A 15425-nucleotide genomic window follows, 5' to 3' on the forward strand; every position below is an offset into this window, starting at 1 on the left:
GGCACAAGGGAGCTTGACTGCGAGACCTACAAGTCGAGCAGGGACGAAAGTCGGGCTTAGTGATCCGGTGGTTCCGCATGGAAGGGCCATCGCTCAACGGATAAAAGCTACCCCGGGGATAACAGGCTTATCTCCCCCAAGAGTCCACATCGACGGGGAGGTTTGGCACCTCGATGTCGGCTCATCGCATCCTGGGGCTGTAGTCGGTCCCAAGGGTTGGGCTGTTCGCCCATTAAAGCGGTACGCGAGCTGGGTTCAGAACGTCGTGAGACAGTTCGGTCCCTATCCGTCGTGGGCGCAGGAAATTTGAGAGGAGCTGTCCTTAGTACGAGAGGACCGGGATGGACGCACCGCTGGTGTACCAGTTGTTCTGCCAAGAGCATAGCTGGGTAGCTACGTGCGGACGGGATAAGTGCTGAAAGCATCTAAGCATGAAGCCCCCCTCGAGATGAGATTTCCCATAGCGCAAGCTAGTAAGAACCCTGAAAGATGATCAGGTTGATAGGTCCGAGGTGGAAGTGTGGTGACACATGGAGCTGACGGATACTAATCGTTCGAGGACTTAACCAAATGATTCAAGCATACTTGCCAAACTTACATTATCCAGTTTTGAAGGAATGATTTCTTTCTAACCAAATAGTCTGGTAATGATGGCGAAGAGGCCACACCCGTTCCCATTCCGAACACGGAAGTTAAGCTCTTCAGCGCCGATGGTAGTTGGGACGCGAGTCCCTGTGAGAGTAGGACGTTGCCGGGCAATTTAAGAAACCAGTTCAGTTGATGAGCTGGTTTTTTTGTGCGTTTTTTAGGGAGCAAGGAGGATTTTGGATACTTGTTGGAGCTGGAGGAGTGAGGAGTCGGGATCAATCCACAGTCAATGGAATACCTTAAAGACGTGAATAAGGTATGGGAAAGGTGCGCTATTCTGGGTCTACCATCACCTATACTGCACTTAGCCCGGGCAAAGATTGGTTGAAAGGTAGGCGAAGTGTGGAGGAAAGCAGCTATGTTCCACCTATGGGACACCTATGCCCGACCTATACCCGGGCAAAGGTGGTTAAAAGGTAGGTGAAGTGTGTAGGAAAGCAGCTATGCTCCACCTATGAGGCACCTATGCCCGACCTATACTGGGGTAAAGGTGGTTGAAAGGTGGGTAAAGTATGGAGGAAAGCAGCTATGTTCCACCTATGGAACACCTATGCCCGACCTATACCGGGGTAAAGGTGGTTGAAAGGTAGGCGAAGTATGGAGGAAAGCAGCTATGCTCCACCTATGAGGCACCTATGCCCGATCTATACCGGGGTAAAGGTGGTTGAAAGGTAGGCGAAGTGTGTAGGAAAGCAGCTATGCTCCACCTATGAGGCACCTATGCCCCGCGGTGATCTATCCGCGTAGTCGTACCGAAGCCGTGTCACACTGTATTAAAGCTATGCGAAGTATACAGCAAATCTGTAGTAGCCAAGACCTCATCTCAAGCAATAAATCTATACGTAAAGAGTCAGATATTCCATTACCAAATTCATATTTCTAACCTTGCGCTAACCTAAAAAAACGAAATTGGATTTACACACTAAAATAATGTAAACTTTAATAATAAAATATAAAGCATGGTGAATGACTGTGACCGAATATATGAGAATTTGTAATAGTGAAGAAGAGACCAGGAAGCTGGCAGAGGAAATTGGAAGTCGCCTGATTCCCGGATCTGTAATTGCGCTTGAGGGAGACCTAGGTGCAGGCAAAACAACATTTAGCAAGGGAATTGCTAAAGCAATTGGTGTAACAAGAAATGTAAATAGCCCGACCTTTACCATTATGAAAGAATATAAAGGGAAATTTCCACTTTATCACATGGATGTTTATCGAATTGAAAATGAAGAGGAAGATTTCGGGTTTGAAGAATATTTTGAAGGTGAAGGAATTACGATCGTCGAGTGGGCTCATCTGATAAAAGGACAATTGCCGGAAGAGCTTTTGACCTTATATTTATATCATGATGGGAATGATAGACGGAGAATTGTAGCTGAACCAAAAGGTGAATTTTATGAAAAGCTATGTGAGGAGATATTTTAATGAATGTATTAGCAATTGATACATCTACGAATGTCCTGGGAGTGGCTGTTGCTAATGAAAAAGGGATTATCGGAGAGCAAATAACATTTACAAAACGAAACCATTCAGTACGGGCGATGCCTTCCATAGAAGCAATTTTGAAGGAATGTGGGCTTAAACCAGGAGACCTTGATAAAATAGTGGTGGCAAAGGGTCCTGGCTCTTATACTGGCGTAAGAATTGGCGTAACGATTGCCAAGTCTTTGGCCTGGAGTCTAGGCATTCAATTATCAGGCGTATCAAGTTTAGAGGCGCTTGCCCTGAATGGCAGATATTTCAATGGTTTGGTATGTCCACTGTTTGATGCAAGAAGGGGACAGATTTATACAAGTCTTTTTAAATGGGATAATGGAGAGTTGGTTAGATTGGAGGAAGACCAGAATGTGTTGGCCATTGAGTGGGCTGAGCATTTAAAATCACTCAATCAACCTATACTATTCATAGGCAATGATGTTCCTATTCATATTGAGGCCCTAACAGAAATTCTTGGAGATAAGGCTATTATGGCACCATTATCATTGCAGCAGGCTAGACCGGGTGAATTAGCAATGCATGGCATGAATCTACCTGATGATGATATCCACACCTTTGTCCCCAATTACGTACGTTTAGCAGAAGCTGAGGCGAAATGGTTAGAAGCTCAAGAGAAACAGAGGGAAGAGTAATGAATCAGACGATTACATTTCGTAAGATGACTATAGAGGATCTTGATAGTGTGATTGAGGTAGAGCATGCTTCTTTTACTTTGCCATGGAGCAAAGAAGCTTTTTATAATGAGCTGATGAACAATCAATATGCGTATTATTTGGTAGCAGAGGACCAGGGGAAAGTAATTGGTTATTGCGGTACATGGTTCATCCTCGATGAGGGCCATATCACGAATATTGCTGTATTGCCGGAATGGAGAGGCAAAAAAATCGGGGAAGAATTAATGGTGCGTATGTTGGGCAAAGCACAAAGCATGGGAGTGAAAAGAATGACTCTCGAGGTACGGATCGGAAACCAAACTGCTCAAAGTCTCTATCGAAAATTGGGCTTTAAAGATGGTGGCATAAGAAAGTTTTATTATACAGACAATATGGAAGATGCATTAGTAATGTGGGTGGAATTATGGTGAATAAAGAAAATCAAATCATATTAGGTATAGAAACCAGCTGTGATGAAACAGCAGCAGCAGTCATAAAAAATGGCCGAGAAATCCTTTCAAATGTTGTAGCTTCTCAAATCGAGAGCCATAAACGTTTTGGCGGAGTCGTTCCTGAAATTGCTTCAAGGCATCATGTTGAAGCAATTACCCTTGTAGTTGAAGAGGCATTGGAGAAGGCAGAAATCTCTTGGGATGATCTTGATGGAATTGCGGTTACTGAAGGTCCTGGGTTAGTGGGAGCTCTCTTAATAGGCGTAAATGCGGCAAAAGCATTGGCTTTTGCTCATGGAATTCCACTTATTAATGTACATCATATAGCTGGGCATATATATGCAAACAGAATTCTCACTGAGTTTTCTTTTCCCCTCCTTGCATTGGTTGTATCCGGTGGCCATACGGAGCTGGTGTTGATGAAGGAGCATGGAGCTTTTGACGTTATAGGGGAAACAAGAGATGATGCAGCCGGTGAAGCATATGATAAAGTAGCTCGTACGCTAAAGCTACCTTATCCGGGCGGCCCTCATATTGATCGACTGGCGCATGAAGGTCAGCCAACAGTTAAACTGCCTCGTGCATGGCTAGAAGAGGATTCATATGATTTCAGTTTCAGTGGATTAAAATCGGCTGTTATAAATACATTGCATAATGCCAACCAAAAAGGTGAAGTGATAGCTCCTGAGGATCTGGCCTGCAGCTTTCAGGAAAGTGTAATTGATGTCTTAGTAACTAAAACCGTAAAAGCAGCAGATGAGTTCCAGGTGAAACAAGTACTGTTAGCCGGTGGGGTTGCTGCCAATAAAGGATTAAGAACTAAATTAGAAGAAGCTTTTATAGACAAAAAGGAAGTAGAATTGATTATACCTCCACTTTATTTATGTACAGATAATGCAGCAATGATTGCTGTAGCAGGTAGTATTGCTTTTGAAAAAGGCAAACGAGCTGCCATGGACTTGAATGCAAATCCAGGATTGATATTGGAATAAAAAATAAGAGGGTTACTTGTATTAAGTAATCCTCTTATTTTATTGGTAAAAAAATTGATTGAAAAGTAAAAGCACTCGAATAATTGTGGATAACTACGTGTTATCAACAGATTCTGTGGATAAAAGATTTGAAATCTGTGGATAATGTGGAAAAATCAAAATAAACCTTATTTTATAACTTTTTTAATGTGGATAAAAATGTTGATAAAAACCAAGCCATCCCTAACTTGGTTTTTTATCTTGATTTATTCGTCTTGTAGAGAAGTCCACTCTTCCATTAATGCTTCCAATTCTTCTTCAGTTGCTGTAAGAGTTGTCTGGATTTCCAATGATTTCTCATGGTCCTGATAGATTTCCGGATCACATAATTGTGTATTTAAATCGGATATCCGTGTATCAAGTTCTTCAATGGTAGTTTCAATTTCTGCGATACGTCTTTGGCGTTGGCGCTCTTTCTTTTTAAGCTCCTTGTCCTCCTGATAAGTAGTTTTATCTGAAACAGGGCGATTGTTGGAGATAGAATCCGCTGGTTTTTCCAGTTCAGCGAGTTCCGCTTGTTCTTGTTTTTTCTGAATATAGTAGTCATAATCTCCCAAGTATTCAATTGTACCATCTGCTTTCATTTCCAATACTTTATCGGCAATTCGATTGATAAAGTAACGGTCATGGGATACAAAGAGGAGAGTGCCTGAATAATCAACCAGTGCATTTTCAAGCACTAATTTACTGTCCAAATCCAAGTGGTTGGTCGGCTCATCTAAAATTAAAAGGTTGGCTTTTTGCATCATTAATTTTGAAAGAGCCAGCCGTGCTTTTTCACCACCGCTCAAGGTAGAGACAGTTTTCATTACATCGTCTCCGCTGAATAGAAAGTTTCCTAATATGGATCGGATATCCTTTTCAGGTTGGTTAGGGAAGTCATCCCATAACTCATTTAGCACAGTTTTGTTGGACGATAGATTAGCCTGCTCTTGATCATAATATCCGAGTGTCACATTGGCACCGAGCTGAAAATCTCCATGCAAAGCCGGAATTCTGTTAATCAATGTTTTTAATAAAGTAGATTTCCCTACCCCATTAGGACCAATCAGTGCAATGCTTTCTCCTCTAGTGATTCTAAAGTTCAAGTGGCTGGCAACAGGTGCTTCATATCCAATAGACAAATCATTTGCCTGAAGAACTTCATTACCACTTTGCTTTTCAATCTCAAAGGTAAAATTAGCTGATTTTTCATCGCCCAAGGGCCGATCCATTACTTCCATACGCTGCAGGGCCTTTTGCCGGCTCTGGGCTCGTTTAGTTGTAGATGCTCTGGCCATGTTTCTTTGGACAAAATCTTTTAATTTTGCAATCTCATCCTGCTGTTTTTCATAAAGCTTTGCATTACGTTCGTATTCCTCTGCCTTTTGCTCTAAGTATCTGCTGTAATTCCCTGTATATTTCTTAATTGATGTTCGGGAAAGCTCCATTACTTGATGGACAACCTTATCAAGGAAATAACGATCATGGGAAACAATTAGGATAGCGCCAGGGTAAGATTGAAGATAGCCTTCGAGCCAGCTTAATGTATCGATATCAAGATGGTTGGTCGGCTCGTCTAGAATCAGTAAATCAGGTTTCGTTAATAATAATTTACCTAGTGCAAGCCTGGTTTTTTGGCCGCCGCTTAAGGAATTAATAGATGTAGTATAATCATAATCCGAGAAACGCAGACCGTGTAAGACAGAACGTACATCTGCTTCCATTTGGTAACCGCCAGAATTTTTAAATTGCTCCTGGAGACGATCGTAATCTTTTAATACCCGGTTATATTTTTGTTCATCATTGTAGACAGAAGGATCAGCCATAGATTTTTCCAATAATCTCAATTCATCTTCTTGTTTTTGTAAGCCTTCAAAAACAGAGATCATTTCATCCCAAATAGAGCGGTCTGATTGGAGACCGGTATTTTGAGCCAAATATCCAATCGAAACATCTTTTGGCTTATAGATCTCCCCACTGTCATGTGAAAGGTGACCTGCAATGATCTTAAGCAGGGTGGATTTTCCTGCACCGTTTCTGCCAACAAGTGCTATACGGTCTTTCGTTTGAACTTCGAGCTTAATAGTAGATAAAATTGCTTCAGCTCCATAATATTTGGATACATTATTAACTTGTAAAATAATCATATTCTCACCTCAAGAAGTACATACCTTAAGTGTAGCCTACTCTTGATAAGCACCGCAACTTAATAGAAAATTTGTGAATACTCACACAAAAATTACCAAAAATGATAGAAATATTATAGAATAGGAATAGGAGAATAAACTTTCAGTGAATTTACGTGCTTTATTAATCAGGAAAGATCCCATATGATTGGTACCGCGGAGGTAACCTGGAAACAATCAGAACCGCTAGTCCTAGTATTTTGCTCGAATATAAAATTAACGAATCATTGATAAAAAAGCGGCGTATTATACATAGCTAAGATAGTTAGAATTATGGTAGTGAAGAAAACTTCTGATATAATTTCTATGTGGTACCCGGGCACTCCAAGGATTAGATATTGATTTTATATGGAAAAAAGCTGAAAATATGAATAGATTAATTATTCGTATAATCTTAAAAACGAAAGTAAGAAATAACAGCTGTTTCAGCAATACTTGATTAACCTTATATGTTATGTGCAAAGCAATCGAAAAATCAATGGTTATTGAAGGAAACTATTTTCATTGGAAAACCGGGGGGGTAAAACCAGTCGGGATTATCAAAGGCAGTTTTGATATATGGAGTAACGATTGACAAGAAAGAATAGGGAGAAGGGAATTAATTTTGCAGGAAAATACTAAAATACCGCAGGCTACAGCCAAACGACTTCCATTATATTATCGTTTTATACAAAATCTACACGCGTCAGGAAAACTACGAGTTTCTTCCGCAGAACTAAGTGAAGCTGTTAAAGTAGATTCAGCTACTATACGAAGAGATTTCTCGTACTTTGGTGCTTTAGGTAAAAAAGGGTATGGTTACAATGTTAATTATCTATTATCCTTCTTTAGAAAAACTCTCGATCAAGATGAGATTACAAAGGTAGCTCTAATTGGAGTCGGGAATCTAGGTACAGCTTTCTTAAATTATAATTTTATGAAAAATAATAATACAAAGATTGAAATGGCGTTTGATGTTTCTCCTGATAAAGTAGGAACCCTTATAGGGGATGTTCCGCTCTATCATATGGATGAACTGGAGAAAAAACTTGAAAAGCAAGATATTAGTGTAGCTATTTTAACAGTTCCATCACAGGTTGCCCAATCTATTACAGATCGTTTAGTGGCTGCGAACATTAAGGCTATTTTAAACTTTACGCCGGCACGTCTGAATGTGCCAGACAGCATTCGTGTCCATCATATTGACCTTGCAGTCGAATTGCAATCATTAGTATATTTTCTTAAACATTATCCATCCGGAAATACGGAAGATACAGAATAAAAAATCTCGAAGGTTTTCCCTCCGAGATTTTTTTTGTTATTCTTTTGGTTTTTCACTTTTCATTTTCTTTATTTGCTTATGAATCATCACCAAGCGGATTCCTGAACCAACATCAAGTGTAGCCAGTATGATCAGGAAATAGGTAAAGAAATCCCAACCGCTGCGTGATACATTTTGAACAGCAAAAAATATAAAAATAGCACCTAAAATTAAGTAAGTCGTTGCCATATACAACGGTGAACGTCTCATAACAAACCTCCGATAAAGCTTTGAACTTTATTAAGCTCTTCCATATTTTTTAATATATCATCTTTGTAAAGTGATTGTACGATTACAACTAATGTATTCATAGTAATGTGGGCAAAAATAGGAACAAGGATTCTCTTTGTTTTAACATATAAATAAGCAAATGTGAATCCCATTGCTGTATAAAGCAGGATATGTACAAATTCCATGTGAGCAACGGCAAAGATCAGTGAACTGATTAACGCGCTCAGGAAGAAATTCAATCGCTTGTGTAATGTGCCAAAGATAATTTTCCTAAAGACAATCTCTTCTAAAAATGGCCCAAGTACAGAACTGACTACCATAACAAGCGGTACTGCCTCAATGAGACCGAGTATATTCTGTGTATTTTCAGACCCGGTAGGAATACCAATAATTCGTTCGATATTACCAGCTATAGATTGTGAAAACAAAGCAAGAAATACTCCGCCAATTGCCCAGCCGATCGAAGCTCCCACACTTGCCTGATCGCCTAAGCTTCTATTATTTTTTTCATATCTCAGTAGGACTAGAGTAATGATAGAAGCCAGAATAAAGCTTATAACAATCCAATACCCTGCAGCCAATACTTCTATCCGTTCCGCGGGGATATTCGTGTTCGATAAGAAAACCAGCATAATTGGGATACCAAGAATAGAAGAAAATTGCATGGCAATATAGGTAATGAGAATTGACCAGTAATATTTTTTCAAATAGAAAAACTCCCTTAATCTTTTATATAGATATTAGATTGCGTATATCTTTAATTTTAACCGTTTTTACCTCATAGTTACAATTGCGAAACATTTTCCTTCTCTTCATCTACCAAACTGAAATAAAAAGGATATTTAGACCTTATTTGGGTAAGATAAATAAATGGTGATAAAATTTAAAAATTTTAACTAATATTACTTGCAAATCATTGGTTCTTTATTTAAACTATAAATTGTGTTAGCACTCAACGATGATGAGTGCTAATAAAAATGGAGATAACTTTAAGGAGGTAGTTTTACTTGTTAAAGCCACTAGGAGATCGCGTTGTGATTGAACTTGTCGCACAAGAGGAAAAAACTGCAAGCGGCATCGTGTTACCAGACACTGCCAAAGAAAAACCATCTGAAGGCAAAATTGTAGCGGTAGGAACAGGCCGTGTCCTTGAGAATGGTGAGCGAGTAGGATTGGAAGTATCTGAAGGCGATCATATTATCTTCTCTAAATATTCAGGTACAGAAATTAAATACGAAGGTAAAGAATACTTAATTTTACGTGAAAGCGACATTTTGGCCGTTATTGCTTAACGAAAATGTCGATTAAAAAATAAGACATAACAAAAAAATCGAGGAGGTAATTTACGTATGGCAAAAGATATTAAATTTAGTGAAGAAGCTCGCCGCGCTATGTTACGTGGGGTAGATGCATTAGCTGATACAGTAAAAGTTACACTTGGACCAAAAGGACGTAACGTTGTTCTTGAAAAGAAATTCGGTTCCCCACTTATCACAAATGATGGTGTAACAATCGCAAAAGAAATCGAGCTTGAAGACGCGTTTGAAAACATGGGTGCTAAATTGGTTGCAGAAGTAGCAAGCAAAACAAATGAAATTGCTGGTGACGGTACAACTACTGCAACAGTTCTTGCCCAAGCTATGATTCGTGAAGGATTGAAAAACGTAACAGCTGGCGCTAACCCAATGGGCGTTCGTAAAGGGATTGAAAAAGCTGTTTCTGTTGCAATTGAAGAATTACAAGCAATCTCCAAACCAATCGAAGGCAAAGAATCCATTGCACAAGTTGCTGCGATTTCTTCTGCTGACGAAGAAGTTGGCGCTCTAATTGCTGAAGCAATGGAACGCGTTGGTAACGACGGAGTTATCACAATCGAAGAATCCAAAGGATTTACAACTGAACTAGATGTAGTAGAAGGTATGCAATTCGACCGTGGATATTCTTCTCCATACATGGTAACAGATTCCGATAAAATGGAAGCTGTACTAGAAAATCCATACATCTTGATCACAGATAAGAAAATCTCTAACATCCAGGAAGTACTTCCTGTCCTTGAACAAGTTGTTCAACAAGGTAAACCTTTATTGCTAATTGCTGAGGATGTTGAAGGTGAAGCACAAGCAACTCTAGTTGTGAACAAACTTCGCGGAACATTCAATGCAGTAGCTGTTAAAGCTCCTGGATTCGGTGACCGTCGTAAAGCTATGCTTGAAGACATCGCTGCATTAACTGGCGGTGAAGTAATCACTGAAGAACTAGGCCGTGACCTTAAATCTGCTACATTAACTTCTCTTGGACGCGCTGCGAAAGTTGTTGTTACAAAAGAAACAACTACAATCGTTGAAGGTGCTGGAGAAACTAGCGAAATCGGTGCACGTATCAATCAAATTCGTTCCCAATTAGAAGAAACTACTTCTGAATTTGATAAAGAAAAATTACAAGAGCGTCTTGCTAAACTTGCTGGCGGCGTAGCCGTTATCAAAGTAGGTGCAGCAACTGAAACAGAATTGAAAGAGCGCAAACTTCGCATTGAAGATGCTCTAAACTCCACTCGTGCTGCTGTTGAAGAAGGTATCGTAGCCGGTGGTGGTACTGCACTTGTAAGTGTGTACAATAAAGTGGCTGCTGTGGAACTTGAAGGCGATGCACAAACTGGTGTTAACATCGTACTTCGTGCTCTTGAAGAGCCAGTTCGCCAAATCGCTCACAACGCAGGCCTTGAAGGTTCTGTAGTTGTAGAACGTCTTAAAAAAGAAGAAATCGGCATTGGCTTCAATGCAGCTAATGGCCAATGGGTAAACATGATCGAATCCGGTATCGTGGATCCTACTAAAGTAACTCGTTCTGCACTTCAAAACGCAGCTTCTGTTGCAGCTATGTTCTTAACAACTGAAGCAGTTGTTGCTGACAAGCCAGAGCCAGCTGGTGCAGGCGGCGGAATGCCTGACATGGGTGGTATGGGCGGAATGGGCGGCATGATGTAATCAGCCCCAAACCCTTGATATATAAGGATTTTGAATAGGGGATAAGAGAGATGCTAACATTTCTCGCCCGATTAGAGGCTTCTCATTAATTTATGAGAAGCCTCTTTTTATTTCTTTAAATAGTTTGGTAAAAATGAATTCTTCTTTTAGGAATTACACCACCAGTACCTATGTTTTTCCATATATAACTGTCTTGGAATTAAAATAACGCTATCTCGATATATATTTAAAAGAAACCAACTAACATTTGTATAGTTGTTTTTTATATTACTTGTTAAAAGTTTGGAAGACTTAAGAATATAGATCTCTAAAACTTTTTTAATATAGTAAATAACAGAAGAGAAATCACCTTTTTTTGGAGGTGTGGATGATGAGAAGGTTAAAGGGAATCGTATATTTTAAAGATTAACAGGAGATAAAAAATTCATACAAAAATGTTAAGTTTGGTTTTTAAAAATTTTATTGCTATAAAAAATTATGTTGATATAATAATAAAAGATAAAGAAACTCCTGAAAAGATAGATTTTTCCGAGAGGAAGATATATTGGAGAAAATATAAAACTTTTACAATTAATAATATATAAAAAATAGGCTTTTTATGGAGATAGCAAGTAACATACGAGCTAGCATTAAATACCTGGTAAATTAATTGAAAAATGGACTGTACAAAATTAAAGGGTACTCTTTTGGAAAAAGAAATAACTGTCATTTTAATGTGTATTCCTTTAAAAGTGGAATGCATTTTTTATTACTAATGAAAAAAGGAACAAGGAGGAAGGTAGAGTGGAACGTGATAAAAAATACAAAAAGATAATTACCATCTTATTGATCCTACTATGCATAAGCCTTGTTGCTCTAATAGGAATAGGGATATATAAGCATTTTGCATCGAAAGAATCGACATCTGTCAGTGTGCCTGAAAATTATATTATCCCTGAAGATGGCGGTAATACAAACAATCAAACAGAGAATACGGAAAATAATACTGGAACAGATAACAGCAACTCTTCGAACGAAGACCATATTACTATAGAAAGTAATGGCACTAACGGTGGCTCCAACGATGGCTCCAACGGTGGCACCAACGGTGGCACTAACGGTGGCACTAACGGTGGCACTAACGGTGGCACTAACGGTGGCACTAACGGTGGCACTAACGGTGGCACTAACGGTGGCACTAACGGTGGCACTAACGATGGCACTAACGGTGGCACTAACGATGGCACTAACGGTGGCACTAACGATGGCACTAACGGTGGCACTAACGATGGCTCTAACGATAGCTCTAACAATGGTTCTAACGATAGCGATAGCGACAGTGATAGTAGTAAACCTACATCAACTGTTATATCACTCCATAAAGGACAATTCACTGACAATGAGCCTTTTAAGGTAATCAATATGTTGCCCGGTGATTCAGAAGTAAAGAATTTCTGTCTTAAGGTTTCATATAAAAACTCCGGTACAATTAAATTTTTGGTAGATATACATAACAAACCAGAAAAATTATTAGAAGTATTGAAGCTAAAAGTTGTTCTTCTTAATAGTGGAGATGTTCTCTATGACGGATTAATGAGAGATATGGGTGAATTAGAAACATATACGTTGGAAAAATCAGATACTGCAAAAACGGAAGAATTGTATTACGAAATATCCACCTATCTTGATACTTCGGTTGGGAATGAGTATATAGATAGTACGGAATTGAAGGCTGATTTTAAATGGTGGGTAGATGAAAAAGCTAATTTAGTTCGTGCACCTGGTAAGCTAGATTATTCAAATGTAGCCTTATCGCTTGGTTTAATAACAGGTTCACTGCTGATACTGAAACTCTCCTTCCGAAAAAACAAAAAAATAGGGGGCGAGCCGGATGCAAAATAATCAACAGACAGGCAAAAAGTTGAAAACAAGTGTTGCTGCAATTGTCATACTTTCTATTTGCCTTTGTATTACTACCTTTGCTCTTATATGGTCGATGGTGTGGGTAAATAACAATATTTTTAGTACAGGGGAAATAGATATTGATCTTAATGATGGTAAACCAGTCATTGAGGAACATGAGTATCTTTTTAAGCCAGGTATGACCGTTGCAAAGGAATTCTATATTCAAAATAACAGCACATGTGAAGCTTATTACAAGATATATTTTGACGACATAACAGGTGGACTTGCTGATGTAATGGAAGTGACCATCCGAGACGATAAACAAGTTTTATTCTTTGGAAAACCAAGTGAGCTCACAAAACAGATGGTATCTTCAGCTAAGGATCCGTTACATTTAAAAGAAAAAAAAGAATTGGAAATTGAGTTCCATTATCCAAAAGAAAGTAGTAGTACGAAAGATCCAACACTAACATTTACCCTTTGCGCAGATGCCGTACAGACGAAAAATAATCCGAATAGAGAATTTGACTAAGGAGGAAACAACAAGGACATGAAAAAGGCATTACATATTTTGAAAGCCATTGTGACGTGGCTCCTTGTGCTGGTGAGTATAGGAATTATGGTGTTTACCATTATCTCTGTAACGACCTTTGACCAGCCAGACCGAAATCTTTTCGGGTATAAACCCCTTATTGTACTATCTGATTCCATGAGTAAGACAGATTTTAATGCAGGGGATTTAGTTCTTATAAAAGATACCGATCCTTCGACTTTGAAGGAAGGAGATATTATTGCCTATACTTCTACAGGTACTGATAATTACGGAGAAATAGTTACACATAAAATCAGAAGATTAACGGCGGATGCGAATGGCGATCCCGGATTTATTACATACGGAACAACGACAAATACAGATGATGAAACAGTAGTCACATATGAATATGTGCTAGGGAAATACGAAACGCATATTCCAAAAATCGGTACATTTTTTCAGTTTTTAAAAACAGTACCAGGGTATATTTGTTGTATTTTCATTCCGTTCATGTTGTTAATAGTCATTCATTTAATGGATAGTATTCGGCTATTTAGAAAATACAAATCCGAACAAAAAGCCGAGCTGCAAGCAGAGAGAGACGAAATTGCAAAAGAACGAGCTGAATCTCAAAAGATGATGGAAGAGCTATTGAAATTGAAAGAACAGCTTAGAACGACTAACAATGGTGTAAACAGCAATGCTGCTGCTACATATACACAAGGTAACGGCGAAGAGGGGATTTTCTCGACCGATACCAAAAATGTTTTAGGAGGAGAAAGGATATGAAAAAAGGATCAACTAAAAGAGCATTAGTTACGAGCATCGTATCAACATGTGCGAGCGTAACAATGTTAGCCGGTGCAACATTTGCTTGGTTTACGGATACAGCAAGCACAGGTGTAAACGAAATTAAAGCAGGAACTCTAGACATTGCGCTTTTAGATGCAGAAGGTAAGAAGTCTGTTGAAGGTGATATTCTTAACTGGAAGACTGCTGATGGAAGAGAACAGGATAAAATCCTTTGGGAGCCAGGGGCTACATACGATTTAGAAACTGTAACTGTAAAGAATAATGGGAACCTAGCGGCCAAGTATAAAGTTCTCATTACTGGCATCAATGGTGATGAAGAGCTAAACGAAGCTATTGATTGGAAAATCGATGGCGCGGACATTGATAAAGAATACAAATTAGCTACTGGTGCTTCTGAAGAAATTACGATCAGCGGTACGATGAAAAGAACCGCTGGTAATGAATATCAGGGGAAATCAATTGAAGGTATTGGAATTACAGTAGTTGCAACTCAAGATACTGTAGAAAAAGATAGCAAAGATAACCAATATGATAAAGATGCAGCATATACATATCAAGTGGTTACAAACACTAAGGATACACAAGCTGCAGTTAAAGCAGGTAAAGATGTTATTTTTGATTCTGATATAGCCGTAAAGAAAGAAGAGCTTGGTAGTTCAGGATATGGTGCAACAGGTATTGCACAACATAATGGTGGTGTAATTGACGGTAACGGAAAAACTCTTTCTATTGAAGGTGCAAACGGTACCTGGGATAGTGCTATCTCTACTAAAGGTGGTACAATTAAAAATTTAACCATTGATAGTGGCTTCCGTGGTATTTTTATTGGTGGGGCTAAAAGTGACGTAATTGTTGATAATGTTATTATTGACGGAACTGTTTATACGATAAGCTGTGACGATGGTGGAGGCAAAAAGCTTATTGTTACTAATTCTACATTAAATGGTTGGACTTCTTATGCAGGTACCCTTTCAGAAGCTTCTTTCACAAATTGTAACTTCGGTGAAGGTAGTGGTTATGCGTTTATGCGTCCATATGCTAAAACAATTTTAACAGATTGTGAGTTCTCTGCAGGATTTGAACTTGATAGTAGACAGGCTGCAATCACATTAAAAAACTGTAAAGTTAACGGCGAATTGGTTACTGCAGATAACGTTACAGATCTATTAGGTGAAGATGCTCAATATGTAACTATCAAAAATTCTTAAAGTTAAGTCCTCTCCCGTATCCCT

General features: G+C 38.9%; 14 protein-coding genes and 2 rRNA genes (1 of these 16 cut by a window edge). 13 read left to right on the forward strand and 3 right to left on the reverse strand.

Annotation, left to right across the window (positions count from 1 at the left end; genetic code table 11):
• The 6 genes from F7984_RS01385 to tsaD form a co-directional block, all read left to right on the forward strand.
• Window positions 1-570, forward strand: a 23S ribosomal RNA gene (locus F7984_RS01385) (it extends 2366 nt beyond the left edge of the window).
• A 70-nt stretch (window positions 571-640) separates the two neighbouring features.
• Window positions 641-757: ribosomal RNA gene (gene rrf / locus F7984_RS01390) — 5S ribosomal RNA — on the forward strand.
• Between the two features lie 857 nt (window positions 758-1614).
• The gene (gene tsaE / locus F7984_RS01395; RefSeq protein ID WP_066110012.1) at window positions 1615-2073 is read left to right on the forward strand and encodes a tRNA (adenosine(37)-N6)-threonylcarbamoyltransferase complex ATPase subunit type 1 TsaE; all 459 of its coding nucleotides are present in this window, start codon (window positions 1615-1617) and stop codon (window positions 2071-2073) included.
• A complete protein-coding gene (gene tsaB, locus F7984_RS01400) occupies window positions 2073-2777 on the forward strand; it encodes a tRNA (adenosine(37)-N6)-threonylcarbamoyltransferase complex dimerization subunit type 1 TsaB (protein ID WP_140462252.1) in 705 nt (234 codons plus the stop codon). The genes tsaE and tsaB overlap by 1 nt, the downstream gene beginning before the upstream one ends.
• Window positions 2777-3229, forward strand: a complete 453-nt coding sequence (gene rimI, locus F7984_RS01405) for a ribosomal protein S18-alanine N-acetyltransferase (protein ID WP_140462253.1) — start codon at window positions 2777-2779, stop codon at window positions 3227-3229. Before tsaB ends, rimI begins: the two co-directional genes overlap by 1 nt.
• On the forward strand, window positions 3226-4242 hold the full coding sequence (gene tsaD / locus F7984_RS01410) for a tRNA (adenosine(37)-N6)-threonylcarbamoyltransferase complex transferase subunit TsaD (protein WP_225983641.1): 1017 nt from the start codon (window positions 3226-3228) through the stop codon (window positions 4240-4242). The genes rimI and tsaD overlap by 4 nt, the downstream gene beginning before the upstream one ends.
• A gap of 245 nt (window positions 4243-4487) precedes the next feature.
• On the opposite strand, the gene F7984_RS01415 is transcribed toward tsaD, so the two are convergent.
• Window positions 4488-6410, reverse strand: a complete 1923-nt coding sequence (locus tag F7984_RS01415; protein ID WP_066110000.1) for an ABC-F family ATP-binding cassette domain-containing protein — start codon at window positions 6408-6410, stop codon at window positions 4488-4490.
• 640 nt (window positions 6411-7050) lie between these two features.
• Between F7984_RS01415 and F7984_RS01420 the strand changes: the two genes are divergently transcribed.
• The gene (locus tag F7984_RS01420) at window positions 7051-7710 is read left to right on the forward strand and encodes a redox-sensing transcriptional repressor Rex (protein ID WP_066109997.1); all 660 of its coding nucleotides are present in this window, start codon (window positions 7051-7053) and stop codon (window positions 7708-7710) included.
• Window positions 7711-7746: 36 nt separating this feature from the next.
• On the opposite strand, the gene F7984_RS01425 is transcribed toward F7984_RS01420, so the two are convergent.
• A complete protein-coding gene (locus F7984_RS01425) occupies window positions 7747-7959 on the reverse strand; it encodes a YdiK family protein (RefSeq protein ID WP_066109994.1) in 213 nt (70 codons plus the stop codon).
• The gene (locus F7984_RS01430) at window positions 7956-8687 is read right to left on the reverse strand and encodes a CPBP family intramembrane glutamic endopeptidase (RefSeq protein ID WP_066109993.1); all 732 of its coding nucleotides are present in this window, start codon (window positions 8685-8687) and stop codon (window positions 7956-7958) included. Before F7984_RS01430 ends, F7984_RS01425 begins: the two co-directional genes overlap by 4 nt.
• Before the next feature lie 300 nt (window positions 8688-8987).
• Here F7984_RS01430 and groES point away from each other — a divergent pair, with 300 nt between their 5' ends.
• The 6 genes from groES to F7984_RS01460 all read left to right on the forward strand — a co-directional run bounded on the left by groES (window position 8988) and on the right by F7984_RS01460 (window position 15401).
• On the forward strand, window positions 8988-9272 hold the full coding sequence (gene groES, locus F7984_RS01435; protein ID WP_066109990.1) for a co-chaperone GroES: 285 nt from the start codon (window positions 8988-8990) through the stop codon (window positions 9270-9272).
• A gap of 57 nt (window positions 9273-9329) precedes the next feature.
• On the forward strand, window positions 9330-10964 hold the full coding sequence (gene groL / locus F7984_RS01440; RefSeq protein WP_066109987.1) for a chaperonin GroEL: 1635 nt from the start codon (window positions 9330-9332) through the stop codon (window positions 10962-10964).
• Between the two features lie 783 nt (window positions 10965-11747).
• Entirely contained in the window at window positions 11748-12845 is a 1098-nt protein-coding gene (locus F7984_RS01445) for a hypothetical protein (RefSeq protein ID WP_140462255.1), read from the forward strand.
• Window positions 12835-13380 (forward strand): TasA family protein, encoded by a 546-nt coding sequence (locus F7984_RS01450; protein ID WP_140462256.1) that lies wholly within the window; start codon window positions 12835-12837, stop codon window positions 13378-13380. The genes F7984_RS01445 and F7984_RS01450 overlap by 11 nt, the downstream gene beginning before the upstream one ends.
• 18 nt (window positions 13381-13398) lie before the next feature.
• A complete protein-coding gene (locus tag F7984_RS01455) occupies window positions 13399-14169 on the forward strand; it encodes a signal peptidase I (RefSeq protein ID WP_140462257.1) in 771 nt (256 codons plus the stop codon).
• Window positions 14166-15401, forward strand: a complete 1236-nt coding sequence (locus tag F7984_RS01460) for a TasA family protein (RefSeq protein WP_140462258.1) — start codon at window positions 14166-14168, stop codon at window positions 15399-15401. Before F7984_RS01455 ends, F7984_RS01460 begins: the two co-directional genes overlap by 4 nt.
• Window positions 15402-15425: the final 24 nt, after the last annotated feature.

Source organism: Pradoshia sp. D12, assembly GCF_008935075.1.
Lineage (GTDB): Bacteria > Bacillota > Bacilli > Bacillales > Pradoshiaceae > Pradoshia.